Origin of the sequence: Nitrospira moscoviensis (assembly GCF_001273775.1) — a bacterium.
In the GTDB taxonomy this organism is placed as follows: domain Bacteria; phylum Nitrospirota; class Nitrospiria; order Nitrospirales; family Nitrospiraceae; genus Nitrospira_D; species Nitrospira_D moscoviensis.
Map to the genome: position 1 here is coordinate 1,385,005 of NZ_CP011801.1, position 22,362 is coordinate 1,407,366.

The 22,362-nt window shown below is 64.4% G+C and carries 22 protein-coding genes; 11 read left to right on the forward strand and 11 right to left on the reverse strand.

What is annotated here, in order from left to right:
* Positions 1-65: 65 nt before the first annotated feature.
* The 5 genes from NITMOv2_RS06785 to NITMOv2_RS06805 form a co-directional block, all read right to left on the reverse strand.
* On the reverse strand, positions 66-1,427 hold the full coding sequence (locus tag NITMOv2_RS06785; RefSeq protein ID WP_053379143.1) for a TolC family protein: 1,362 nt from the start codon (positions 1,425-1,427) through the stop codon (positions 66-68).
* Positions 1,424-2,662, reverse strand: coding sequence for an efflux RND transporter periplasmic adaptor subunit (locus NITMOv2_RS06790; protein ID WP_083447823.1), 1,239 nt, complete (start codon positions 2,660-2,662; stop codon positions 1,424-1,426). Before NITMOv2_RS06790 ends, NITMOv2_RS06785 begins: the two co-directional genes overlap by 4 nt.
* A gap of 4 nt (positions 2,663-2,666) precedes the next feature.
* A complete protein-coding gene (locus tag NITMOv2_RS06795; RefSeq protein WP_053379145.1) occupies positions 2,667-5,936 on the reverse strand; it encodes an efflux RND transporter permease subunit in 3,270 nt (1,089 codons plus the stop codon).
* The gene (locus tag NITMOv2_RS06800; protein ID WP_053379146.1) at positions 5,930-6,370 is read right to left on the reverse strand and encodes a response regulator; all 441 of its coding nucleotides are present in this window, start codon (positions 6,368-6,370) and stop codon (positions 5,930-5,932) included. The genes NITMOv2_RS06795 and NITMOv2_RS06800 overlap by 7 nt, the downstream gene beginning before the upstream one ends.
* A 193-nt stretch (positions 6,371-6,563) precedes the next feature.
* Positions 6,564-7,055, reverse strand: a complete 492-nt coding sequence (locus tag NITMOv2_RS06805) for a tetratricopeptide repeat protein (RefSeq protein WP_187299387.1) — start codon at positions 7,053-7,055, stop codon at positions 6,564-6,566.
* Positions 7,056-7,259: 204 nt separating this feature from the next.
* On the opposite strand from NITMOv2_RS06805, the gene NITMOv2_RS06810 reads away from it, so the two are divergent.
* Positions 7,260-7,649, forward strand: a complete 390-nt coding sequence (locus NITMOv2_RS06810) for a hypothetical protein (protein ID WP_053379148.1) — start codon at positions 7,260-7,262, stop codon at positions 7,647-7,649.
* A gap of 89 nt (positions 7,650-7,738) precedes the next feature.
* Here NITMOv2_RS06810 and NITMOv2_RS06815 read toward each other — a convergent pair whose 3' ends face one another.
* Positions 7,739-8,191: a CBS domain-containing protein gene (locus NITMOv2_RS06815; RefSeq protein ID WP_053379149.1), complete on the reverse strand. Its 453-nt coding sequence runs from the start codon at positions 8,189-8,191 to the stop codon at positions 7,739-7,741.
* Between the two features lie 441 nt (positions 8,192-8,632).
* On the opposite strand from NITMOv2_RS06815, the gene NITMOv2_RS06820 reads away from it, so the two are divergent.
* Positions 8,633-9,892 carry a hypothetical protein gene (locus tag NITMOv2_RS06820; protein WP_053379150.1) on the forward strand — a complete coding sequence of 420 codons (1,260 nt, stop codon included), beginning with the start codon at positions 8,633-8,635 and terminating at the stop codon, positions 9,890-9,892.
* A gap of 89 nt (positions 9,893-9,981) precedes the next feature.
* Here the strand turns inward: NITMOv2_RS06820 and NITMOv2_RS06825 are convergent, their stop codons facing one another.
* On the reverse strand, positions 9,982-10,674 hold the full coding sequence (locus NITMOv2_RS06825; RefSeq protein ID WP_053379151.1) for a YiaD family glycine zipper/OmpA-like lipoprotein: 693 nt from the start codon (positions 10,672-10,674) through the stop codon (positions 9,982-9,984).
* Between the two features lie 167 nt (positions 10,675-10,841).
* Positions 10,842-12,596: a tetratricopeptide repeat protein gene (locus NITMOv2_RS06830; protein WP_053379152.1), complete on the reverse strand. Its 1,755-nt coding sequence runs from the start codon at positions 12,594-12,596 to the stop codon at positions 10,842-10,844.
* Positions 12,597-12,742: 146 nt separating this feature from the next.
* On the opposite strand from NITMOv2_RS06830, the gene NITMOv2_RS06835 reads away from it, so the two are divergent.
* The 6 genes from NITMOv2_RS06835 to trmL all read left to right on the forward strand — a co-directional run bounded on the left by NITMOv2_RS06835 (position 12,743) and on the right by trmL (position 16,601).
* On the forward strand, positions 12,743-14,158 hold the full coding sequence (locus NITMOv2_RS06835; RefSeq protein WP_053379153.1) for an ATP-binding protein: 1,416 nt from the start codon (positions 12,743-12,745) through the stop codon (positions 14,156-14,158).
* Positions 14,155-14,859 (forward strand): response regulator transcription factor, encoded by a 705-nt coding sequence (locus NITMOv2_RS06840; RefSeq protein WP_053379154.1) that lies wholly within the window; start codon positions 14,155-14,157, stop codon positions 14,857-14,859. Before NITMOv2_RS06835 ends, NITMOv2_RS06840 begins: the two co-directional genes overlap by 4 nt.
* A 118-nt stretch (positions 14,860-14,977) precedes the next feature.
* The gene (locus NITMOv2_RS06845; RefSeq protein WP_053379155.1) at positions 14,978-15,409 is read left to right on the forward strand and encodes a cupredoxin domain-containing protein; all 432 of its coding nucleotides are present in this window, start codon (positions 14,978-14,980) and stop codon (positions 15,407-15,409) included.
* Positions 15,410-15,433: 24 nt separating this feature from the next.
* Positions 15,434-15,718: a hypothetical protein gene (locus tag NITMOv2_RS23325; protein WP_053379156.1), complete on the forward strand. Its 285-nt coding sequence runs from the start codon at positions 15,434-15,436 to the stop codon at positions 15,716-15,718.
* Positions 15,690-16,073: a response regulator transcription factor gene (locus NITMOv2_RS06855; protein WP_187299389.1), complete on the forward strand. Its 384-nt coding sequence runs from the start codon at positions 15,690-15,692 to the stop codon at positions 16,071-16,073. Before NITMOv2_RS23325 ends, NITMOv2_RS06855 begins: the two co-directional genes overlap by 29 nt.
* Positions 16,074-16,136: 63 nt before the next feature.
* Positions 16,137-16,601, forward strand: a complete 465-nt coding sequence (gene trmL, locus NITMOv2_RS06860) for a tRNA (uridine(34)/cytosine(34)/5-carboxymethylaminomethyluridine(34)-2'-O)-methyltransferase TrmL (RefSeq protein ID WP_053379158.1) — start codon at positions 16,137-16,139, stop codon at positions 16,599-16,601.
* 112 nt (positions 16,602-16,713) lie between these two features.
* On the opposite strand, the gene NITMOv2_RS06865 is transcribed toward trmL, so the two are convergent.
* Both NITMOv2_RS06865 and NITMOv2_RS06870 read right to left on the reverse strand, forming a co-directional pair.
* A complete protein-coding gene (locus NITMOv2_RS06865) occupies positions 16,714-17,583 on the reverse strand; it encodes a DnaJ domain-containing protein (RefSeq protein WP_053379159.1) in 870 nt (289 codons plus the stop codon).
* A 74-nt stretch (positions 17,584-17,657) separates the two neighbouring features.
* Entirely contained in the window at positions 17,658-18,920 is a 1,263-nt protein-coding gene (locus tag NITMOv2_RS06870; protein ID WP_145976204.1) for a hypothetical protein, read from the reverse strand.
* A gap of 188 nt (positions 18,921-19,108) precedes the next feature.
* Here NITMOv2_RS06870 and NITMOv2_RS22585 point away from each other — a divergent pair, with 188 nt between their 5' ends.
* A complete protein-coding gene (locus NITMOv2_RS22585; protein WP_083447827.1) occupies positions 19,109-19,279 on the forward strand; it encodes a YHS domain-containing protein in 171 nt (56 codons plus the stop codon).
* Positions 19,280-19,298: 19 nt separating this feature from the next.
* Here NITMOv2_RS22585 and NITMOv2_RS06875 read toward each other — a convergent pair whose 3' ends face one another.
* Positions 19,299-19,928 carry a pyridoxamine 5'-phosphate oxidase family protein gene (locus tag NITMOv2_RS06875; RefSeq protein WP_053379161.1) on the reverse strand — a complete coding sequence of 210 codons (630 nt, stop codon included), beginning with the start codon at positions 19,926-19,928 and terminating at the stop codon, positions 19,299-19,301.
* A gap of 300 nt (positions 19,929-20,228) precedes the next feature.
* On the opposite strand from NITMOv2_RS06875, the gene NITMOv2_RS06880 reads away from it, so the two are divergent.
* Entirely contained in the window at positions 20,229-21,116 is an 888-nt protein-coding gene (locus NITMOv2_RS06880; RefSeq protein WP_145976205.1) for a hypothetical protein, read from the forward strand.
* A 186-nt stretch (positions 21,117-21,302) separates the two neighbouring features.
* Positions 21,303-22,289, forward strand: coding sequence for a helix-turn-helix transcriptional regulator (locus tag NITMOv2_RS06885; protein ID WP_053379163.1), 987 nt, complete (start codon positions 21,303-21,305; stop codon positions 22,287-22,289).
* Positions 22,290-22,362: the final 73 nt, after the last annotated feature.

Genomic DNA, 22,362 nt, shown 5'->3' on the forward strand with positions numbered 1-22,362 from the left:
TCAGGGGTACGTTGAGGATTTCGACGAGTCGAGAACGAAGTTCGGTGCGATTTTCAGCAGCCCTGTCAGCGGAGCGTCGGATCGATTTGCAACTGCGCGCTCCCGCCCGCCGCATAGGCGAGCGTCACCTCGGCGATCTTGTAGTCATACTGGGCTTCCGCCAGTTTGGTTTGCGCCAGCGTGACCGCCACTTCCGACTGCGTGACCTCCACGATCGAGCCGAGCCCGAGCTTGTACCGCTGCCGCGCGAGGCTCAGCGCTTCCTGCGCCGTCTTCACTTGCTCTTCGGCCAGTTTGATCTGCTGTGCGAACGTAATCGTGTCGAGATAGGCGTTCGTGACCTGCTGGGTCAACGCCTGCTCGATGTTCACGCTTTGCGCGGTCGCGGCCGCCTGCTGCGCCGACGCTTCCTTGACCTGGTTCTCAATTAAGCCGCCGGTGAAGATCGGCATCGAGACGAGGCCGGCGGCGGCCCACCAGCTTCCGGTATTGGCGTCGCGGTTCGGATCGAAGGTGTCGTAGTAGCCGCCGCTCGCGATGGCGGACACAGTGGGAAGGTACTGACTTTTCATCGCCCTGGTTCGCGCCTCGGCCGAAGCCGTCTGCTCCTTGGCGCGTTTCAACTCGGGGTGGCTCAGGCTTTCCGTGATGAGATCCTCCAGGGTTCGCTGCGGCCGAACGTCGATGGCGATATCCTCCAATGTGTAGTCGTCCGATCCCTGCACGCCCATGGTCCGATTGAGATCGGCGAAGCTCGACTTGAGATCGTTCCGGCTCCTGACCAAGAGCGATTCCGCATTCACCAGTTCGACGCGCACCAGATCCAGATCGAGCTTCGATTTCAACTGCTGCCGATACAGCGCCTCGATCTGCCCGGCGATGATGCCCCGCTCCCGCACCGTTTCCTCCGCAATTTGCACCAGGCGGCGGCGTTTCAGGCTGTTCAGATAGCTGCGCTGCACGTTGACGATGATGAGCGCCCGCCGCGCGTTCACGTCCTGCTCCTGGGCCCGCTCCCCGTACCGGGAGGATTCCACCAGGTTGCGGGTATAGCCGAAGTCGTAAATCCGCTGGCTTGCCAGAACGCCGGCGGCGTACGCGCTCACATTGGGCCGCAGCATGGCCCCTGCCGGGGCGACGAATCGCGGATTGATTCCGGCGGCGCCGGCCGCTCCGTCCGCGTTGGCGTACACCTGCGGATAGTACAGTGACTTGGCCTGCTCGGTTCGGGCGGATGAGGCCAGCAGGCCGGCCGTGCCTTCCTGGACGATGGGATGGTTTTGGAGGCCCGTTTCGATCGCTTGCTGCAGGCCGAGAAATCGGCCTTTTCCGGTCATGTCCGGTGAGCCGACCGCCTGGGTGGCGACGAGCGGCGCCGATGCGAGCACCAGACCGATGCAGACTATCGAGGAGAGGGATCGTTTCATCGTGCGACTCCTGGTTCATGAGGCGCCGTTGCTGACGGCGCCGGTTGAGGGAACGGTCCGGGAGAGCGCCGTTCGAATTTCTGTTGAGAGGGTTTGGCCTCCGGCAGTTTGAACGGCGCGGCCTGTACCGGGAGACCTTCAAGCAGCCGGCGCTTCCCGACGACCACCACGTCTTCCTCGCCGGTGAGGCCGGAGAGCACTTCAATCCATTGTCCGTCCGTGATCCCGGTTTGGACGGGGACCGACTTGGCTTTGCCCTGATCCACGATGAACACGGCTTTGCCCTTCGGTCCGCTGACGATGGCTTGCGGTGGAAGGACCAAGGCGTTCGGGATTTCGCGGAGAGCCAAGACAACCTCGGCATAGGTGCCCGGACGCAGCGCATGGTCGGGATTGGGGATATCGATCTCGACCAGCAGGCTGCGGGTGGAGGGATCCAACGCCAGCGTGGAGCGCGTGACCGCCCCGGAGTAGGATCGTCCGGTCAGTTCCTTGACCAGCAGCGTTGCGTGCGTTTTGCCGGGCACGATCCACGGGGCATCGTCTTGGGGCACGTTCGTATAGACGCGCACCGTGTCGAGATCCATGATGGTGAAGAGCGGAATCGCATTGGTCGCCGACGAGGTGGCGACTTGGATGAGCGCGCCCGGATCGGCGAACCGCGCCGTGACGATGCCGTCGTAGGGCGCGCGGACCTTCGTGTAATTCCGCATGGCCGCCCGTTGCTGCATCACATTCTTGGCGCTTTCGTAGGCGGCCTCCGCCACGTCGACGTCCTGCTTGGCGATCACATCCGGCGATTCCCTCCAGACGTCGGCGAGCCGCCGGTGCGTCAGTTTTCTGATCTTGTAGTCCGCCACCGCCTGCTGATACTGCTCTTCGACTTCCGGCGCATCGATAATCGCCACGACCTGATCTTTTTTGACGGCGTCGCCCTTGTCGGGCCCGATCCACTTCAGATAGCCGGACACCTTGGCGTAGAGGGTGGTCTGATAGAGCGGCGAAATATTGGCCGGCAGCGTCACGGTGTAGCGGAGCGTCTGGCGAACCGGCTTGGTCACCTGCACGTCGACGGGGTGCGTGGGATCAACGTCCAAAGGAGCGCCGTTGGCGACGTGCTCGTAGGAGCCCGCCGGGGCCGCGGCCGGCTTGGCCGGTTGCGGGCGATCGTCGCGCTGACAGCCGGCGACGGCTGCGAAAAGGATCAAGAGCATCGACGTAAGATGAACGAACATTCCGCTAGACCCCCTCGAAAGACGCGGCCGGCGTCTCGGACCCCGGTAGTATCGTCCGCCGCGACAACACCATGGCGTGCATGACCGGCACGACGAACAGGGTCATGATCGTCGACACCGCCAGCCCGCCGACGACCGCGCGGGCCAGCGGCACCATCGTCTCGTTCCCTTCGCCGAATCCCAACGCCAGCGGCAGCAATCCGAGGATCGTCGCGAGCGCCGTCATGAGAATCGGGCGAATGCGGCGCCGGCCCGCCTCCAGGACGGCCCGTTCCGCGTCGGCGCCGGCGTCGGCCATGCGATTGGCGAAATCCACCAGGAGAATACTGTTCGACACGACGATGCCCATCATCATCAGCGTGCCGATCATGGATTCGACGTTGACCGACGTGTTCGTGAAATGCAGCATCAGGACCGTGCCGATCCAGCCGAGCGGCACCGCGACGAGGATGATGAGGGGATCGACGAAGGAGCGGAAGAGGCCGACCATCACGAGATAGATCAGCAGCACCGCGAGCGGCAGGGCCAGTGCGAAATTGCCGAAGGCGGCGCGCATGTTCGCCACTTCGCCTTTCAGGTCCACGGTCACGTCTTTGGGGAGCGTGACGCCGGCCAGCACGCGTTCGATGTCTTTGGCCACGCGGCCCAGGTCGTTGCCGACCGGCGTGACCAGCACGTCGATCAGCCGCGACAGGTCGTAGTGGTCGACGGAGTCCGGGCCGGTCTTCATCTGCAGGGACGCCACGTCGCGGAGCAACACCGGCGGGCCCCGCCGTTCGTCGCCCGAGGCGTAGAAGCCGTTGGAGAGGTCCAGCGCGCGCCCGGCGAACGGCGTATTCTGCAGCGCGATGCTGGAGCCGCTCAGGCCGGCCGTGGTGAGCGACGCCGTCGGAGCCAGCGAGGTCCGCGCGCCGATGATGGGAATGTTGAGCAGGTCTTCGGTCTTCGTCAGCGACTGTTCCGGATACTGCGCCAGCAGGAAATAGCCGTTGGCCGTCTTCGGATCCAGCCAATAGTTCGGGCTCAGCGCGAGGTTCGAGCTGATGCCGGTGATCACGTCCACGATCACCCGATCCTGGGTGATGCCGTAGTAGGCGGCTTTGGTGCGATCCACGTTCATGTGGAGCTCGGGATAGTTCTTCCCCTGCTTGATGCGCACGTCCGTCGTGTCGGCCACCCGCGCCACCTTCTCGCGGATCTCCTCGGCCACCGGGCGGATGACGTTCAGCGAGGGCCCTTTCACCTGGATGTCGATGGGCGCGCGCAGACCGAAGTTCAGCACGTCGCTGATGATGCCGCCGGTCTGGAACGAGACTTCGACGCCGGGCAGATGCTCCCGCAGCCGCGCGCGCAGGAGGTTCACATAGTCTTCCGTCCGGCCCTCATGGCCGGTGACCAGATTCACCAACACGAAGGCCGTGTGGTTCCCGGTATTGGGCGCGAAGCGGGCCGCGTCGCCGAAGTACAGGCCGGTGTTCGAAATCACTTCCTCCAACTCGTGCTTGGGGATCGTCTCCTGCACCAGCTGCTCGATCTGCGCGACGATGGCGGTCGTCTTTTCGATGCGCGAGCCTTCCGGCGCGCTGACGATCATCGTGAAGTTGCCCGCATCGACCTTGGGGAAGAACTCGGTATGGAGGCGGGGCAGGAGCAGTCCGGCGGTGCCGAGCAACGCCAGCAGGGCGGCGACGATGACCGCCGCTTTGAACCGGACGCCGAAGCGGAGCACCGGCTCATAGAGAGCGAGCACGAACCGAAACCAATCGTTCCGGTCGTCCCCCTCGCCTCCGGCCTCGTGCCCCGCGCCCCGCCGATAGAGCCGCGCCAACACGACCGGCGTCACCGACATGGACACCGCGTAGTCGGCCGACATGGCGAAGGCGACCGTCATCGCGAGCGGCACGAACAGATACTTGATGATGCCGGAGAAAAACACGATCGGCAGATAGACGATCAAGATGCAGACGGTCGCGACGAAGATGGGGAGGGTGAGCTCCGTGGCGCTGTCCTCGGCGGCCGAGCGGCCGTCCTTGCCCATCTCCAAATGGCGGTGCAGGTTCTCCTGCACGACGATGTTGTTGTCCAGCAGCGTGCCGATCACCAGCGCCAAGCCGCCGAGCGTCATGATGTTCACCGTCTGGCCGGTCAGGTACAGCGCGACCAATGCGGCGGTGAGCGACAGGGGGATGGCAAGCCCGACGACCAGCGCCGCTTTGATGCTTCGCAGAAACAGAAATATCATCAGCCCGGCCAGCCCGGCGCCCAACAGCCCTTCTTTCTGGAGGTTCGCGATGGCCTGCCGGATATAGAGCGATTGATCGTAGATGAACTTCACTGTCGTGTTGGCCGGAATCTCCGTGAGCTTCGGCAGCTTCGCGCGGATGCCGTCCGTCACTTCCAGCGTATTGGCTCCTTCCTGCCGGGTGATCGGAATGTAGGTCGCCTCGCGGCCGTTGACCCGCACGATCGACGTTTGGATCGCCGCGCTGTCCGCCGCGGTGCCGATGTCGCGGATCAGAATCGGCGTGCCGTTCACCACCTTGATCGGGATGTCGTTGATCTTGTCCACCAGGTCGATCAGGCTGTTCGAGTAGACGTAGTAGTCGAGGTCGCCGATCTTGATGTTGCCGGCGGGAATGATGGCGCTTTGCGCATTGATCGCCTTGACGACCTCCGACGGAGAGATGCCGCGCGCCAGCATCCGCTGCTGATCCATGAACACGGTGATTTGCCGGACCTTGCCGCCCAGCGGCGGCCCGAACGAGATGCCGGGGATGGTCGCGATCTGCTGGCGCACCGTGAAGTAGGCGAGATCCCGGATTTCTTTCGGACCCAGCGTCTCGCTGCTGATGGACAACAGCCCCACCGGCAGGCTGGACACGCCGAATTTGTAGACCGACGGCGGGTACACGCCGGGCGGCAGCAGCCGGATGATGCTGTACGCCAGACTGGTGAGCTCGGATTGCGCCGCGTCGATTCCGTATTCCGGCTGGAAAAAGACTTTGATGTAGCTCATGCCGGCCAGCGACTGCGATTCGATGTGCTCGACGTAGCTCGCTTCCACGAACCGCTGTTCCATCTTCAGCGTGATCGCGCCTTCCATCTCGGTGGGGCTCAGGCCGCGATAGAACGTCGTCACGAGGATCGTCGGGATCTTGATTTCGGGGAAGATGTCCACGCGCATCTTCTTGTACGACACGGCGCCCAGCACGAGCGCGATCGTGCAGAGGGCGAAGACGGCGTAAGGATTTTTGAGCGCGGCGCGGGTCAGCATCGGGTGGTCGCCTGATACACGGTCCGGTTCCAGCTCAGCCAATATCGGCACAAATCTCCCGTGAATCGAATCAGTTCGTCGAACGTCCCGGGCTTCACCACATAGCCGTTGGCGCCGCAGCCGTAGCCGGCGGCGACATCGAAGGAGTCGTCGGATGTGGTGAAGACCACGACCGGGATCGAGGCCAGGCGGGCGTCGGATCGGAGCTTGGCGAGGAACCTGTCGCCGCGCGTCTTCTGCAGGTGCCAGTCGAGCAGAATGACGGCCGGGAGCTGTCCGTGCGCGGCGCGGTCGGCCAAGAAATGCAGCGCGCCCTCCACATCGTGCTCGGTATAGAGCGGAGCGTCCACGCCGGTCTGCGCCAGCGCCAGCCGAAACAACTCGCACTCGCCCGGGCTGTCTTCGATCAACAAAATGGAGGCGTGCGGGTGCATGGCCCAGATGCAGCAGCAGTATCCGTGCCGGAGTGAACCGAACGGGGCGAAAAACCGGATGGCATAGGAATTACGACGGTTCTTGCGATCAGGTGAGGCGATTCACGAATAACGATTCACGATTCACGGCCATCCGGTTGGGGAGGAATTCCAGAGCGGAAGGGAAAATTTCCAGAACGGCGCGTCATCTCCGTTATGGAGGTCCGGCGGCCGGTTCCCGGGAGTTCGGCTTCCAGTTGCGGGCCAGGAATTGCGCTTGGGCAATTTGGGTCCGAGTCATGTCGGCTGCGAGCCGATCCCGCCATTTGGTGGCGGCGTGATAGCCGTTGGCCCCCGCCAGGTTGTACCATTGATGGGCTTGGATCAGGTCCCTGGGAACGCCATGGGCATACTGGTAGTGGAACCCAATGGTGAACATCGCGCGCCCGTGCCCCTGATCGGCCGCCAGCCGGCACCAGCGCAAAGCCTCCTCATAATCCTGCGGCACTCCACGCCCGATGTCCGACAGCGCGCAGAGCCGGTAGAACGCACCCGCGTGCCGTTGCATGGCCGCCGACCGGTACCAGCGGACGGCTTCCCGGTAGTCCTGCGGCACCGCCAGCTCGTACCGCCGGCCAAGCTGATACTGATCCTCCGCATTCCCTTGCTCGGCCAGCGCCCGCAGCTCATCGATGGGAGGCGACATGTCATGCACGTTCACGTACGGCCGCAACCGCGGCTCAATGCAGCCGGGCAGCACAGAGAAAGTGATGCCAAGGGTGAGAAGACGCAAAGCGGCTCTCATGGTTGCTTTGTAGTCATGGAGCCGCCAAGACTTCGAACTAGGTAAACCGACAGCCGGCCCGCCATTGGACCCCAGCCGTTCAGTGAGGTATATGATTAACCGGTTATGGCTGACACCCAAGAACCGCCTCACCTTCCACTGGCCGAATTAGTCGTGAGCGTCGAACGGCATGGCCACTTGGACAACATTCTGAATTATGTGCGCAGCATTCACGATTGCATCGATCCGGATATGTTCAGAATCCCAAGGGGGCGCTTGGAAGATCTCTGCTGGTGTTTTGAGCGGGACGAGGGGGATGACCATACCGGATTCACCGTGATGGTCTCCTACGATGATCTGTTCATGCTCGAGATCATTACGAGCGCCGCCTATGAGTACTCGCTCAGAAAGAGCACCGGCCGGCGTGTCGACGGAATCACGAACCTCGGCTTCGAGGATGTGCTCAAGTGGCTGGCCCGGGCACGCAACCAACTCTTCACATCGAAGACACCATGACGACACCGCATGCGGACCGGGCTTGAGACTGCCGTCGCGGTCATGATGGTGGTCTTGTGCTGCGGGCGGTTGCGGAACCCGGGCTCTTGTCACCGCTGCATGCCGCGTTCGAAGAAGAGCCCGCGATTGATATCCCCGATGCTGACCATGCCGACCAGCGTGGTGCGGTCCACCACCGGAATGCGCCGGAAATTCTTGAGTCCCATGTAGGACGCGGCCTCGAGGATCGGCGTATCGGGTGACACGGTAAGCGGGTTCCGGCTCATCACCTCTTCCACTTTCTTGCCGAGCACCTCGCCGTATCCGTCTTCCATCTCGATGAAATCCCGGCTGTGCACCGTGTCGTGAATGTAGTCGCCGTAATTCGGGTAGAGCGGCAGGAGGACGTCGCGGAGGGTCACCATGCCGACGAGCTGATTGTCTCCTTCCACGACGGGAATGGCCCCGCAATGGCGATTGATCATCTTGATCACGACGGAACGGACCGTATCGGTCTTTCTCGCCGTCAGGACACCGGTGGACATCACGTCATGAATGCGCATGGCCCCTCCTTCCGGCATGCAACGCGCCATGTCTTCGGCGCAGTGGAAGTGTCGTCCTGCGCCACGAGCCGGCTCACGAAACCGCTTCGTGAGCCGGCTGCGCAGGGCGCTTGGGACGCCCACAGCTTGGATGGTTCTGGTCTCGGAGAACAAGACCCGCGCGCAGATGACGGCGGGCAGGCAGTGTCACCGGTCATGCGAAGCGGGACAACCTCATGTCCCTTCGCGATTCAGCCGTGTTGGTCTCGATCGACCGATTGGGTGCTGTGCTCCCTGACGCGGGAGTCGTGTGGCCGTGTGAGACCGAGCCGACCGATGAGAGAAGCGCCCCACCGTCACTGCGGCGGGCCGACCTGGTCCGGTGGAGTACGATCGTCCATCATCCACCTCCTCTCCGCTGAGGATAGATCGCTTCTTACTCCTATCGGCAAGGGACTGTCAATGAGGGATCTTCCCCGGGGGGCGGACGCCAGCGTCTGGTATCGGGACGGTGTAGAATACCGCTTGATGCATGGAAGATGTGCCGAAGATCGAAACGTGACCCGCATCGGAATAGGCAAAGGGATCGGCCTGTGCCTCGTGGCGCTGGGATGTGTCTCGTTTCCGCTCCGAGCCGAGTCGGCTCACCGGGGGCATGAGGGACACCGGATCGCAGAGGCCCAACCATCTTCCGGCGAAACCTACTCGATCCCCGGGGCCTCTTTTCACGTGCTGCTTCGCCAAGGCACGGGCCGCACAGTGGACCGCGGCCAGGCGGAGGCGGCGGTTCGAACCGTCGTCGACGCCTTCACCTTCATGCTGCAGCATCGGGGAGACTATCCGCGGTTCGACGAAAGCGTGAAGAAAGACGCGCTCCAGGAGGTGGTCATTGAGCCGACCGTCGTCAATCAGGAGGGAAAGGAATTCGCGTTCTTGGTTGCGCGCACGGCCGAGCCGGGGCGCGTCAGGCTGCTGGTCAGCGTCGCGTCGTTGAACGCGCAGGGTTTGTTGGGCCGTCCTCACGAACTGGTACCGGCTCTCGCCAGGGAGTTTCAGTGGGTCGTCAGTAAAGCCGACACCGGCCCAAGGCCCAAGAGCATCCCGGCCGCGCGCGACCTGGCCCGCGCGCCTGTTCGGTCCGACGCCGACATCGCCGGATTGTCTTCCGATGAACGCCTGCGGATCCTGCGCGGATTGTTCGAGACCTACCTGCATACGACCGACGAGCACAGGAGCCTGGAGGGGCAGGCGTATTACGAAGTCGGTACGACGACGCTCGTGCCGCCGGCCAAGCCGGATTCCACTACCAAGTTGTATGACATTCGGGTGAGGGACGCCTTACAGAAGATCGTGCGCGATCCCGCCTTCATGGCACAGACGCCAAAGGCGGTCCGCAGCCTGCTCAACGGACAAATCTGGAACGTCGCCTTCGTCAAGATCGACCAGCGCGATTGGGCCACCCGCACGCGGGTGCAGCCGGAAGACAAGGCCGTGCTGGTCGGCGACCCGGGCCGGACGATCCAACCGGCGTCGATCCTCGTGAATACCTACCGGACCGCCGCGCCGGACGGTCCCTTCTACCGGGAGACCGAGGGGCTGCCGATGGGAGCGCTGAGCACGGACCAGCTCGCGCGCGTCATCGCGCTGGAGATCGAGCACAACATCGTCGAAAAATCGATGCGCGGCCATGTGGCGCAGGATGAAACGACCGCGCCGAAGTGACCGATGAATCTGTCGCGAGCGGGGATCGGCGAGGGTGTGCGGGCGGAAAGATGCGGGGACAGCCCTTCGGCCGCCCCCGCCGGGGCGGGCTACTTCGGGGACCGCAGGGCTTCCTGCTCGTGTCCTTCTACGACCGGCTTGAGATAGATTTCCACGCGACGGTTGCGGCTCCGGCCGTCCGCGGTGGCGTTGCTCGTATCGGGGTCGGATTCCCCGCGGCCCTCGGTCCGGACTCGGCTTGGATCCACGCCCGCCGCAGTCAAGGCGCTTGCGACGGCCGTCGCCCGCCGTTCCGAGAGTTGCTGGTTGAAGCTGTTGCTGCCTTGGTCGTCGGTGTGCCCAAGCACGTGAACCATCGTGCTGTCGTATTGCTTCACCACGGCGCCCAGCTTGGCCAACGCCGTGTTGAACGAGGGTTTCACCTCGGAACTTCCCGTCGCGAACGAGGCTTCGCTCTTCAGATCGACTTCGATCGAATTGTCCGGAAGCTTCTTCAATTCGACGTCGTGAGTCGCGAGCTCCTTGGCCAGTTGTTCTTCAATGGCTTTTTTCTGCTTGTCCATGTACAAGCCGACTCCCCCGCCGGCCAGAATGCCGACCGCTGCCCCGATCGCGGCGCCGCGCCCGCGGTTCTTGCCGTCGATGGCCGCGCCGGCGCCGGCGCCCACGACGGCGCCCAGCGCCGAGCCGATTTTCGTCTTCTGGTAGGGATCGTCGGCGCATCCGTTCAGGATCGCCATGGCGCACAGAACCAGGATGCCGTTGCGATGCAGTTCCCTCATCGAGTTCCTCCCCAAGGTGGATAAATCGGAGACGAGCGACACGAATGCATCCGTGCCGCACGTGCCGTCAGGACGACGAGCCGGCAGTATACAAGCGCGCCGCGTTATGGCCAAGAGATGTGCGCGTTTCTTACCCGGCGTGAGGGCGGCTGGCGAGAATGGTCGAGTCAGGAGCCCGTCGCCGGAGAGCCGGGCGGCTCGACAATGCGGAAGCGCACTTCGTCCACCTGCGTGTAGGCCGACGTGCGCTCTCCCGCGAAGAGCCCGCAGCGGTAGAGTCCCGGGGTCCAGCCGGCGGGGGGACGGGAGAGCAGGAAATAACCGGACTGATCGTTCGTGGCGGTCAGGACCTGGTCCTGCGCGACGATCCGTTGCTCGCCCGCCATCTCGGAGGTTTCGAGGACGCAGCGGGCGGCGAGGGGAACCGCATCATACGAAGCGGACACGAGGCCGAAGACGAGATAGATCTCCGGTTGGGTCGGGGGAAAACTGTCGCCCGGATTCAGCGGAATGAACTCATGCGCGCCGGTGGGGAAGTCGTCGCGCATGACTTTGCCGGCCGGGATCACGAACCGGAACCAACTGAAGTCCGCATCCCGGCCCAGCAGCGAGGTGCGCGTCTCCAGCGTTTTCTGCGGCTTCAACCGCTCGACGGCTTTCGCCAGCAGCTCTTCCTCGGACGGTCCCTCCGCAGCGGAGTCCTTGGACGCGGCGTCTTTTGCGGGCCGCTCTGCTTGAGCCTGAGCCAATTCGGGCACGTGCGGGCGGACCTTGTCGAGCCAGGCGGCCAGCTTGTTTTTATCCAAGACACGAGTGCCCTCCGGGAGCTGCACGTCCTTGTTCTTCTCCTCGAATTCCACCGCCGTGTCGTAGAGCAGTTTGAAGTGCACGTAGGCGTCCTCCCACTGTTCCAACTCCACGAGACATTGGCCCATGCGGAACACGGTGTCGGCGTAGTCTTCCTCGCTGGGATTCAGATTCAGCACGTTCCCGAAGAGCGCGAGCGCGTCACGGCAGCGACCCAGCCGCATGAGCGTGATGCCCAACTGGTGGGTCGCCAGCGGGTCCTGGGGATTGAGCGCGAGCACGCGCCGATAGATCGACTCCACCTCCGCATAGCGGCCGGCGGCGAAGAGCTTCCAGGCGTCGGCGCGGATGGCGGCCCACTCCTTCAAGGCCGTTGCGTCGGCATCCGGCGTGAGCGCCGGCTTGAAACGGCGGCCCCGATCCATCGATTCATAAATGACGGTCCGGAGATTGTTCGCCGGGAGCTCCAGCGGCGAGCCGGGCGGCGCGTGTTGCAGCACGTACTGCACGTCGCCGTCGGCGCCTTGATAGTCCAGCACGTCGAACCGCGCGCGGGCCATCGCCAGCCGCCAGCCGAGCAGGTCCGGGGCGAGCGCCACGGCCTTCTCATAGGAGCGGAGCGACTCTTCCAGGCGATCCAGTTTGCGCAGCTCTTGCGCCAGGCGCAGATGGATCAACGGATTCGCGGGATCCGCATCGGCCAGGCGGCCCAGCTCGGCCGCGGCCTCCTCCGCCTGCCCCCCGCGGACCAGCACGCTCCATTTGGCCCAGCGGACATCGAGCGCCTGCGGGTTTCTCGCCAGCACCGTCTCATAGGCCGCCACCGCTTCCCGCGGCCCGCGCGTGGTGGCCAGAATATCGCCGCGCAGCTTCATGAGCGCGAGCGCATCGGGGTGCCGCCGGATCTCTTCGTCCAGCATGTCGAGCGCCGGGGTCACGGCACCGCTTTCCCACACCGTTTTCGCGTCGTCGGCCAGGCGCTCTTCGGAACTCTTCCCGGGCTCCTCGGCGAACGCCGAGGAGCCCGGGAAGAAGGCGGTTGTCGCCGTGGCTGCCAGCCCGACTGCTGGGAAGAACGCGTGGAACCAGAAGCGCGTGCTTGGTGTTCGTGCCATAGCGGTAGCTTGTTATATCGCCGGGTGAACCGCCCTCGCAAGGTTGAGCGGATGAGTAGTTGGAGCTATGCCACGCTGCAAGGATTCGGGGCGGGAACTGGAGGGGGCTGCGATCGCCTGTTATGATAGGCCAGCCGGAGGCCGCCATGGGCGACGGGCTCGTTCGCTCCGGGAAGTCGCGCAGTGTCTCCAGGACGCTGGCGGGCATCTTCGGTCTGCTCCTCATCACCACCGTCTCCGTCATTCCGCTCACCTATACCGTCGTGCAGTCCCGCCGGTCTGATGCGGTGGTGATCGATGTGGCCGGACGGCAACGGATGCTGCTGGAACGGTACATGAAGGAGCTGCTCCTCGCCGAGACGGAAGGAACACCGGCCTATCGCGCCACGCGGGATCTCCTGGAGGAGCGGGTGGCGGTGCTCATGGACGGCGGTCCCACCGTGATGCACCCGGGGGAAACGGCCGTGCTGCGCGCGGCTCCGACGCAGGAGATCCGCGCGAAGCTGGACGATCAACAACGCCGGCTGCGGGCCTTTTCCGTCAAGGCGGAGCGGTTCGTGGCGGCCGGCCTCGGCCCCGGTGAGCGCGACCGGCTGCGGAGTGATCTTCTCCACGACAACGCGGCGCTGCTCGACGTCTCGAACGAGATCGTGACGCTCTTCACGCGACACTCCGAGGAAGGAGTTCAACGCCTCATCCGCTGGGAACTCGTGATGGTGTTGCTGGTCGTGGCGGTCGCCACCGTGCGGACGTGGCGGTTCATCCAGGCGGAGCAGGCGTTGACGCAGAGCCGGCTGATCGCCCTGGAAGCGCTGCGGCAGCGAGACGCCGTGAAGTCGTCCTTGTTGTCCTCCGTCTCCCATGAATTGCGCACTCCGCTGACCGCCATCAAGACGATGCTGTCGGGCCTGCGGGAAGAAGCCGGCGCGCCGCTTTCGGTCAGGGCGGAATGCCTCGACAGCATCGATGAAGAGCTGGACTATCTCAACCGCCTGGTCTGCAACCTGCTGGATATGTCGCGCATCGAGGGCGGCGCCCTCGTGCCGCGCCGGGAATGGCATCTTCTGGAGGAAGTGGTGGAAGCGGCGATCAGACGCGCGGGGCCCCGGCTGGCGCGGAGGCCGTTCGACGTCCGGCTGTCACCGGACGTGCCGCCGCTGTTCGTCGACGGGGTGGAGATGCAGCAAGTGTTGGTCAACCTCCTCGACAACGCCGTCAAGTTTTCTCCGGAGGGGTCGCCGATTGCCTTGGAGGCCCGCGTGAACGACGGGCGGATCGAGATCGGCGTGACCAACGAGGGCGACGGGATTCCAGCGAGCGACTTGGAGCGGGTGTTCGAGCGATTCTACCGGACGGCGTCGGGCCGAGCGCCGGCCCCTCCCGGCACCGGCCTGGGCTTGGCCGTCTGCAAGGGGATCGTCGAAGCGCACGGAGGCCGCATCGTCGCCCGTTCCGTCCCCGGCGAGAAGACCGCCGTGGCGTTCTGGTTGCCGATGCTGTCGCCCCCGCAGGACATGCGGACTCCGGCCGCCCCGGCGGAGTCGGCAGGGAGGGCGGGATGACGCAAGGCGCGCGCATCCTGGTGCTCGACGACGAGCCGCAGATCAGACGGTCGCTGCAAATCAACCTGGAAGGGAGGGGCTATGCCGTGGAAACCGCGGGCACGGGCGAGGAGGCGCTCGCCTCCGTCCGGAACCGCCGTCCCGATGTGGTCATCGTCGATCTGTTACTGCCCGGCATGGACGGCGTGGAAGTGACGCGCCGATTGCGCGATTCGTCGGCGCTGCCGATCATCGTGCTGTCCGCCATCGGGGAGGAGCGCCGAAAAGTCGAAGCGCTGGAGGCCGGGGCGGACGACTACATGACGAAGCCCTTCGGCATGGAAGAGCTGCTGGCGAGAATCCGATCGTTGCTCAGGCGGGCGGCCGGCGCGCATGGGGCGCGCCCGGTGTTCGTCGCGGGCCGGTTGACCGTCAATTTCGACCGGCGCGAGGTGACGCTGGGCGACGCGCCGGTCAAGCTCACGCCCACCGAATATGACCTGCTCAAATACATGATCGAGCATGCCGGCAAAGTGCTGACGCACCGGATGCTGCTGCAAGCCGTCTGGGGGCCCGCCTATGCCGAGCAGGCGCAGTACCTGCGCGTGTTCGTGGGCCAACTGCGGCGTAAACTGGAATCCCGCCCCGAGCGCCCCCGGTTCATCGTCACCGACCCGGGCGTCGGCTACCGCTTTTGCGCGGAGCCCGACTCCTCCTCCTGACCGTTCTTTACGCCTTCTTTATTCCTCGCGCGCCAGTTCCGTATCGCCTCTTTAGGCGAGGCCGCTGTACGGTGTCCGGCAACGGGATGAGCCCGCGCGTGAAGAAAGGAGTCCAGCCATGATCCGCTCTTGTGTCGCCGGCCTGATCCTCGTGCTCGTCTGGTCTCCGGCGGCTTCGGCGTCGGGGACCGAGCTCCCCGAGCGGTCCTTGCCGGCGGTCACCATTTCGCTGGAAACCGTGGCGCCCTACTACGAGCCGTTTGTGGCCGTGGTGCCGTCCGGCGTGCCGATACGATGGGTCAACCCCACCGCCTCCCCGCACAGCGTCCGCCACGACGGCTGCCTGGGAGACGAGTCCTGCGCGTTCCACTCGATGGCGCTGCCGCCGGACAGCAGCTTCATGATCGCCCCGCTGCCTCCCGGCCGCTACGCCTACCATTGTGAGCTGCATCCGATCATGCGCGGGATCTTGGTGGTATTGAGCGAGTCGGGCGCGGCGAGCGATCGGTCGTCCTGGATCGAGTGGGTGGAGGAACGTTCCAGTCGGTGACGACGGATGAGAAAGGAGGGAGGCATGCTGCGAGCAGGATCGAAACCGGCGGCAGATGGAGTCGAGCGGCGGCACCCGGAGCAATTGATTCTCCAGCAACTGCGGGAAGGCCGGCCATGCACCGTGGAGGAACTCCTGGAGCGAGTCCCCGAGCTGACGTGGGCGCAGTTGTTTCTGGCCATGGATATCCTGAGCCGCCGCGGCGACGTGGAGCTGTCGCGCCAAGGCTTTACGTACAGCGTCCGGATGCGGCCCGGGTCTGCCGGCGGCGGGAATGCGAATGGCTCGGCGCGTCCTGATCATCGATGACGATCGGTTCATCGCCGAGGCCTTGAAAGAACGGCTCGAGGCGATGGGGTACGAGGCGACGGCGGTGACCGACGGAGCCTCCGGGCTCACCGTCTTGGCACGGGAGGCCGATGGTTCGCCGGTGGAGCTGGTGCTGCTCGATCTCAACATGCCGGGGATGGACGGCATGGCCGTGTTGCGTGAGCTGCGCGCAAAGCATGCGGCGATTCCGGTCATCATGATGTCGGCGACTCCGGCGCGCGGGGCGAAGATGGACGCTCTGCGCGCCGGTGCCCGCGACTATCTGGAAAAACCCATCGACGCCCCGGCGCTCATGGACAAGTGCCGGGCGGCGCTCGGGGAGAAAGGAGGGTGAGAAAAGACCCGGCGTGCTGCCGGTCCGGGCCCGGTCCGCCATGTGCTACACTCGTCCGACTCCATGGTTCACGTCATCCTCTATCAACCGGAAATCCCCTCGAACACCGGCAACATCATCCGCCTCTGCGCCAACACCGGCGCGGCGCTGCATCTCGTGAAGCCGCTGGGGTTCAGCTTGGAAGATCGATTGCTGCGGCGGGCGGGATTGGATTATCACGAGTACGCGACGATCACGGTCCACGAGAGCTGGGCGGAGTGCCGGGAGCGGTTCGACGGGCACCGGCTGTTCGCGGTCTCGACCAAAGGCATGCAGCGCTATGACGGGGCGGGGTTTCGAGAAGGCGATGCCTTGGTGTTCGGCCCGGAGACCCGCGGGCTGCCGGCCGAGATCCTGACCAGCTTCCCTGAGGCGCGCCGCCTGCGCCTGCCCATGGTGGACGGCAGCCGCAGTCTGAACCTCTCCAACGCCGTGGCCGTGCTCGTCTATGAGGCCTGGCGGCAAGATGGTTTTGCCGGGGGCCGGTGAGCCGCGCCATGGCGTCCGCGCTCAAAGTCCTGGCCAGCGAAGCGCGATGGATCTGGCTGCCGTCGCTCGCCGTCGTCTTGCTGCTGCGCCTCGTGCGGAGGCCGGCCCGCGCTTACAGGTCGTCCTCGATGAGGCAGCGGCCGTAGCCCTGGTGCTCGGCATAGTAGTAGGCGTAGTGCAGGGCGGCCAGATTGGCGACCCGCTCCTCCGCCTCGTCCCGGCTGTCGGCATAGATGATCGTGAGGCCGAAGCGCGCCGTCAGCGCATCGAGGAAGTCCAACATGCCGTTCCGGTGATACTGCTCCAAGCGTCCTCCGCCCTTCGTGTACTGGATCGCGCCTTCGATCACGAGAAACCGATGGGGAATCGCCAGGAGCGGTTCGAGCTCGCGAAGAAATCGCGGCCGGTTGTCGGAGGGATTCGAAAAGATCGTGTTGAATTCTTCGACCCGCCGCCGTTCCACGCGAAAGATGTCCGGTGCTTCGGCGATGGCATAGTCTCCGGCCGTCAAGGTCTCCCGTCTCGTGCCGGCGATGCGCACGAGCCCCTCGAATTCGTAGGGGTGGAGCTCCCGGGTATCGACCAGCATGGACACAGCCGGCACCAGCGTCTTGGGTTGGCCTGTGCGGGCCACGGTGATGAGCGATTGCGGCCCGCGCGGGCCGTGCCGGGAGTGGGAAGCGGCTTGCGGGCGAGGCGGAGCCGGACGGACGGGCGGCGTGGTCGTGGCGGTGGGTGTGGGCGCCGGCCGCAGTGTGCTGTCGTAGCGGGCGCGGGCGATCGGATCGCTCAAGGTCTGATACGCCTGGTTGATGAGCTGCGTCCGGGCTTCGGCTTTGCGGCGCAAGGCCGGCGAATGGGAAAAGCGGTCGGGATGCCAGACCTGGATGTGCTCGTGCCAGGCCTTCTTGATATCGGTCTCCGTGGCGGTGACCGGCAGTTCGAGTATGGCGTAGTAGGTGAGCGATGAGTCGTTCGACATGGCCGGATTTCCGGTGAAGACCGCAGTGTAGCCGAGACATCGCCGCGGGCGCTACCGCCGGGCGAGGCGGCCGATCAGCGGAATTCCTTCGACCAAAAGACGAAGAATCCGTGGCGACCCGGCTGAGGCGGGCCGCCGCCGCGATCGCTGTAGATGCCGAAGTTGTAGCTGTAGTTCAACTCGATCAGCGATTTCCACGGGGCTCCGCTCACCACGCCGCCGCTCAGTGCGGGCATCTCGTCCATCTGTCTGCGGATGCCGCCGTTGGGTTGGAACCGCAGCTGTTCGACCAACCCCCATGAAGCGCGCGCGTACGGATAGAGAAAGAACATCGCTTGGTAGCGATATTCCAGATGGGCAAGGGCGTAGCGGGTTGGAAAGAGTTCGTTGAACGCCACGCTCGGGAGGATAGGCAGGGAAATGGCTTCCCATTCATAGCCGGTCGGGCGGCCCGGCAGGCGGAACGTCGAAAACCGGTCGAGATGCCGCCCGAGCCCGCCATAGACCGACGCGACGAAGCGATGGCGCTCGGTGTTCAGGAACGGCAGGCCGCCGGCGGCCACGGCGTAGACGCTGCCCATCAGGTAGTCACGCTCCTGCTCGACGTTCGGCGATTCGAAGGGCGCCACGCCGCCCCAGCGCCCCCACGTCGCGCGATGGCCGTACAAGAAGTCGCCGCCGAAGGCGTAGCCGCGATGCGGCAGCTCCATGACGTTACGTACCAACGCGTCCGTTCGCAGGCGGGCGTGCAGGCGGCCTTCGTACGTATCGGTCGGCACGATGAAGCCGCGCGCCGTGCCCTTGCTGCGCTGAAACCAGCGATAACCCGGTTCATAGGTGAGCGAGACTTCCAGCGCATTGTCCTGTTGGCCGGGGGCGAGCCACTTTCGATAAGCCAGCCCGACGCCGGCGAACGCGTAGTTCCATTCCACCTCCACGTCCCGGATGATCTGGCCTTCGACGTACTCGGCGCGCCCGAGCGGGATGATCATGTTGTTGAACGTGAACCGCAGCTCCCAGCCGTTCGACGAATGGGAGCCGACGTTGTAGGCCACGTCGTTGACGGCGACGGAAAAGCTGCCGCGGAACCGCTCTTTATAGTCGTCCGAATGGCGCCAGACATAGAACGCGCCGAACGGCAGCACTTGGTAAAAACTGGGACCGTCCGGCAGATACGCGATGCCGGCGCTGGCCGCGGTGACGGTTTTCCGGTCGCGCGGCGGCACCGTCACCGGTTCGCCGAGGACTTCCGTGTGGAACTCCTCACCGGCCAGCGGGGTGGGCTCTTCTGCGTCGGCAGGACCGGTGAAAAGGCGGAGGACGCAAGTGAGAAGCACGGATCCGCCGAGGAGGCGGTGAAGTGAGCGCAGGCATGCCACTTCTCCAGCATGCAGGGGCCCCCGCAAGGGGTGGCACTGGGGAACTGCCTAGTCGATGCGGCGGCGGAATGGATTCAATGATTTCCCGAGGCCGTCGAGAGGGAAAACCTGGATCGCATTCGTTCGCACAGAAGAAGGGAGTCACCATGGAGGAGGCAGGCAACAAGGTCAAAGATCCGGTGTGTTTGATGACGATCGATCCGACCGACGCGGTGGGGTACGAGGACTACCAAGGGCAGCGCTACTATTTCTGCGCGGAGACCTGCCAGAAGGCGTTTCAGCAGGACCCCGAGCGCTACGCCAAACAAGCGGCGTGATCGGGACGCGGACGGATCGCTAGCCGGGCTTGCGCGTCGCTTTGACGCCGAAGAAGTCGCCGCCTTTCGCGGCCTCGTCGTCGGTGCCCCATTCGATCCGCTTGTCGAGCCGTTTCATCAGCGGCACGTGCTTGGAGCAATGGATGTAGGCTTCTTCGACATCCACCAGGACCCAGGCTTCCGGCCGGCGTCCGCCCGTCGCGCGCGCCGCTTGCATCAGGGCTGCCGGGAGATCGGGGAGCGCGAGGAGTTCCTGTGGCTCGAGCACGCGCGCGCGGCCGTTGACGTGCAGGCCGAGCGTCGTGTCGCAGTAATCCAAAAAGATCATGCCGATGTGGGGATTTTCGAGGATGTTGCCGACACTCGCCAGCACGCCGTTGCCGCGATATTCAGGATAGGCCAACGTCTTCGAGTTCAGCACCTGCACAAATCCCGGCTCACCGGCGCGGAACGAGCAATCGCACCGGCCTGCCGCGTCCGCCGTTGCAATCGAGACCATCTCTTGCCGCGCGATGAACCGCCGCATCGCCTCGTTGAGATGATCCAGCTGCTGATTGGCGCAGAAAGCCGCCGCCCGTTTGGCCGTTCCGAAGCGGGCTTGCGCCTGTCGCTCACCTGACGCCGGTTTCACCACATCCTTCAAACCCATGGGCGGCATTCTCGCTCGGGGAGCTCAGTCTTGTCGATAGGGGTGAAGAGGAACCGAAAAGGCCACGAGTGCCAAGTTGCCGGAGCGCATCGGCGCCTCATCGGTTCGGCGATGAGTCACGCTCTTGCCACACCTATGCGATCCATGTAGCATCTTCCCCCTAAACCAGCCGCTTTACTGCCGCCGCTCACCGGCACATTCCGTGAAAGGATGGCGTCGCATGAAACTCGTATTCGAGAAGTCGGCAGTGCGATTCGTGGAGGAGCCGGTTTCCAACCCCATCGCATAAAGGAGCTTTCCATGAGACATGACTCTCTGATGGTACGTGTGGCGCTGGCCACGTTGATGTTCTTGATGCCGGCGGCATCGGCATTGGCGCAGGAGCCGCCGCCGAATACCGGTACGGCGGAGGAGACGGCGAAGCTGGCCGCGGCGGCCGGCAAGTACGACATCGCGGGCATGAAGCTCGGCACACCGTTGAAAGAGGCGATGCAGGCCCTCAAAGCGCACAATCCCAAGCTGCAGATGCAGAAGCAGGCTCTCAAGTATGACGTGCTGGGCGGCGAGCTGCTCTATGGCCTCATATTTACGAGCCCGGAAGAGCGGTTCGTCTATCGCCTCACTATGCCGCCCAATCCCATCGTTGTCACCAAGCTGTCCCGCATGCTGGTCTTTACCAAAGAGACGGCACCGACGCAGCAGATGCTGGTCGAGGATCTCATCAAGAAATACGGAACGCCGAGTTCGGATACCGGCGCGAGCCAACTGAACGACGCGAACCAGCGTGTCTTAGTGTGGTTTGACGATGCGAAGGGCAACAGAATGAAAGAGTTCGATCCCGTGTGCTTGACGAACGCATCGTTCTCGTCCGGAAACGGCTCGCAAGGCGTCGATCCGGTCCCGATGCAAGCGATGGAAGCCGGCATGCGGGTGGAGTCGCGCTTTGCCGTCGGGGCCGGACACGTCTGCCAGACCTATCGGATGGTCCAGGCGGGGCTCCGGCGGTGCTGTCAAAGCCAGAATATCTTAGCTGCGCCGGATCTCGTCGGCGCGATCACGGTGACCATAGGCGACGGGCCGCTGGACGAAAAGTCCGTCGGCGCCACGCACGAGCTGCTGGTGAATGCCGTCAAGGCGCGTGACGCGAAGGAGAAGGAGGGCGCCCAAAAGAATCGGCCGAAGCTGTAACGAGTGGGTACCATGTCCGGGTGTCATCTGCCTCCTTCCGTTGCTGGTCACAGGAGCAGCGAGGCCGCCGCCCTCTTCAACGTGAGGCCGTTTGGACCCCCTCGAATAGGGAATAGCATCCTTTCGCGCGGAGCCTCTACAGTCGGCCCTCCATAGGAATGCTTCCGACAGGGAGTGACTGAAGGCATGCCCCGCAACGAGCAGGCGGTCCGTCAGCTCGTCATCCTGAACAAGCTGGAACAGTCGCGCCACGGCCTCACGCTGGACCAACTCGCTGAAGGGCTCGATCCCTCAGCCATCCGCCATCCCCGGACCTTGCGCCGCGACCTCGACGCCATCGAATCGGCCGGCTACCCGCTGCTGACGGAGCGGATCGACGGCCGCACGCGTTGGAAACTCCTGGACGGAGCGCGCCACGCCCCGGCTCTCCGGTTCTCGCCCACCGAGCTCATGGCGCTCACCCTCAGCCGCCGGCTCATCGCCCCGCTGGAAGGCACGGCCGTGCATACCTCTCTTCAGTCGGCGCTCGGCAAAGCCTCGGCGGCGCTGCCGCCGGAAGGGCTGGCGCTGGTCCAGCAACTGGAAGATACGTTTTCAGTCGGACTGGGCCCCCATAAACGCTACAAGCACCATCGTGAGATCGTCGAACGCGTCACCCGCGCCATCGCCGACAAAACACGCATCCAGATGCGCTACGACTCCGCCTCGCGCGGGCGCGTGACCCGCCGCGAAGTCGACCCGTACCGCCTCTGGTACGCCTCCGGCGGTCTGTATCTCATCGGCTACTGCCATCTCCGAAAAGAGCCGCGCATGTTCGCGGTCGAGCGCATCAAATCCGTGACGCCGACGGACTCGCCGTATCAAATCCCGCTGCACTTCGATTTCGACGCCTTTGTCGAAGACTCGCTCACCGTCATGCGCGGGCGGCGCATCGACATCGAGTTGGAGTTCGACAAGCCGACGGCGGCCTGGGTCAAAGACCGCATTTGGCATCCCAGCCAACGGCTCACACGCCTGAGCCGGGGGCGTCTGCGGATGGCGTTGTCCATGGCGGAGACCAGGGAACTGATCGGATGGATACTCAGCTTCGGCGGCGGGGTCAGGGTCATACGGCCTGAGAGCCTGCGGGGAGCTGTGATGGAAGAAGCCAAAAGGATTTGGGCCGGCAAGTGACCTCAGGCGTCCAAATTGGTCTTCTCTTGGTTATCTCGGCCGTATGGTCCCAGGCACGAAATAAACCAGACAA

Coding starts and splice junctions, on each gene's coding strand:
- NITMOv2_RS06785 (WP_053379143.1), bottom strand. CDS start 1,427: ATGAAACGATCCCTCTCCTCGATAGTCTGCATCGGTCTGGTGCTCGCA.
- NITMOv2_RS06790 (WP_083447823.1), bottom strand. CDS start 2,662: ATGTTCGTTCATCTTACGTCGATGCTCTTGATCCTTTTCGCAGCCGTC.
- NITMOv2_RS06795 (WP_053379145.1), bottom strand. CDS start 5,936: ATGCTGACCCGCGCCGCGCTCAAAAATCCTTACGCCGTCTTCGCCCTC.
- NITMOv2_RS06800 (WP_053379146.1), bottom strand. CDS start 6,370: ATGCACCCGCACGCCTCCATTTTGTTGATCGAAGACAGCCCGGGCGAG.
- NITMOv2_RS06805 (WP_187299387.1), bottom strand. CDS start 7,055: ATGTCGCCTCCCATCGATGAGCTGCGGGCGCTGGCCGAGCAAGGGAAT.
- NITMOv2_RS06810 (WP_053379148.1), top strand. CDS start 7,260: ATGGCTGACACCCAAGAACCGCCTCACCTTCCACTGGCCGAATTAGTC.
- NITMOv2_RS06815 (WP_053379149.1), bottom strand. CDS start 8,191: ATGCGCATTCATGACGTGATGTCCACCGGTGTCCTGACGGCGAGAAAG.
- NITMOv2_RS06820 (WP_053379150.1), top strand. CDS start 8,633: ATGAGGGATCTTCCCCGGGGGGCGGACGCCAGCGTCTGGTATCGGGAC.
- NITMOv2_RS06825 (WP_053379151.1), bottom strand. CDS start 10,674: ATGAGGGAACTGCATCGCAACGGCATCCTGGTTCTGTGCGCCATGGCG.
- NITMOv2_RS06830 (WP_053379152.1), bottom strand. CDS start 12,596: ATGGCACGAACACCAAGCACGCGCTTCTGGTTCCACGCGTTCTTCCCA.
- NITMOv2_RS06835 (WP_053379153.1), top strand. CDS start 12,743: ATGGGCGACGGGCTCGTTCGCTCCGGGAAGTCGCGCAGTGTCTCCAGG.
- NITMOv2_RS06840 (WP_053379154.1), top strand. CDS start 14,155: ATGACGCAAGGCGCGCGCATCCTGGTGCTCGACGACGAGCCGCAGATC.
- NITMOv2_RS06845 (WP_053379155.1), top strand. CDS start 14,978: ATGATCCGCTCTTGTGTCGCCGGCCTGATCCTCGTGCTCGTCTGGTCT.
- NITMOv2_RS23325 (WP_053379156.1), top strand. CDS start 15,434: ATGCTGCGAGCAGGATCGAAACCGGCGGCAGATGGAGTCGAGCGGCGG.
- NITMOv2_RS06855 (WP_187299389.1), top strand. CDS start 15,690: ATGGCTCGGCGCGTCCTGATCATCGATGACGATCGGTTCATCGCCGAG.
- trmL (WP_053379158.1), top strand. CDS start 16,137: ATGGTTCACGTCATCCTCTATCAACCGGAAATCCCCTCGAACACCGGC.
- NITMOv2_RS06865 (WP_053379159.1), bottom strand. CDS start 17,583: ATGTCGAACGACTCATCGCTCACCTACTACGCCATACTCGAACTGCCG.
- NITMOv2_RS22585 (WP_083447827.1), top strand. CDS start 19,109: ATGGAGGAGGCAGGCAACAAGGTCAAAGATCCGGTGTGTTTGATGACG.
- NITMOv2_RS06875 (WP_053379161.1), bottom strand. CDS start 19,928: ATGGGTTTGAAGGATGTGGTGAAACCGGCGTCAGGTGAGCGACAGGCG.
- NITMOv2_RS06880 (WP_145976205.1), top strand. CDS start 20,229: ATGAGACATGACTCTCTGATGGTACGTGTGGCGCTGGCCACGTTGATG.
- NITMOv2_RS06885 (WP_053379163.1), top strand. CDS start 21,303: ATGCCCCGCAACGAGCAGGCGGTCCGTCAGCTCGTCATCCTGAACAAG.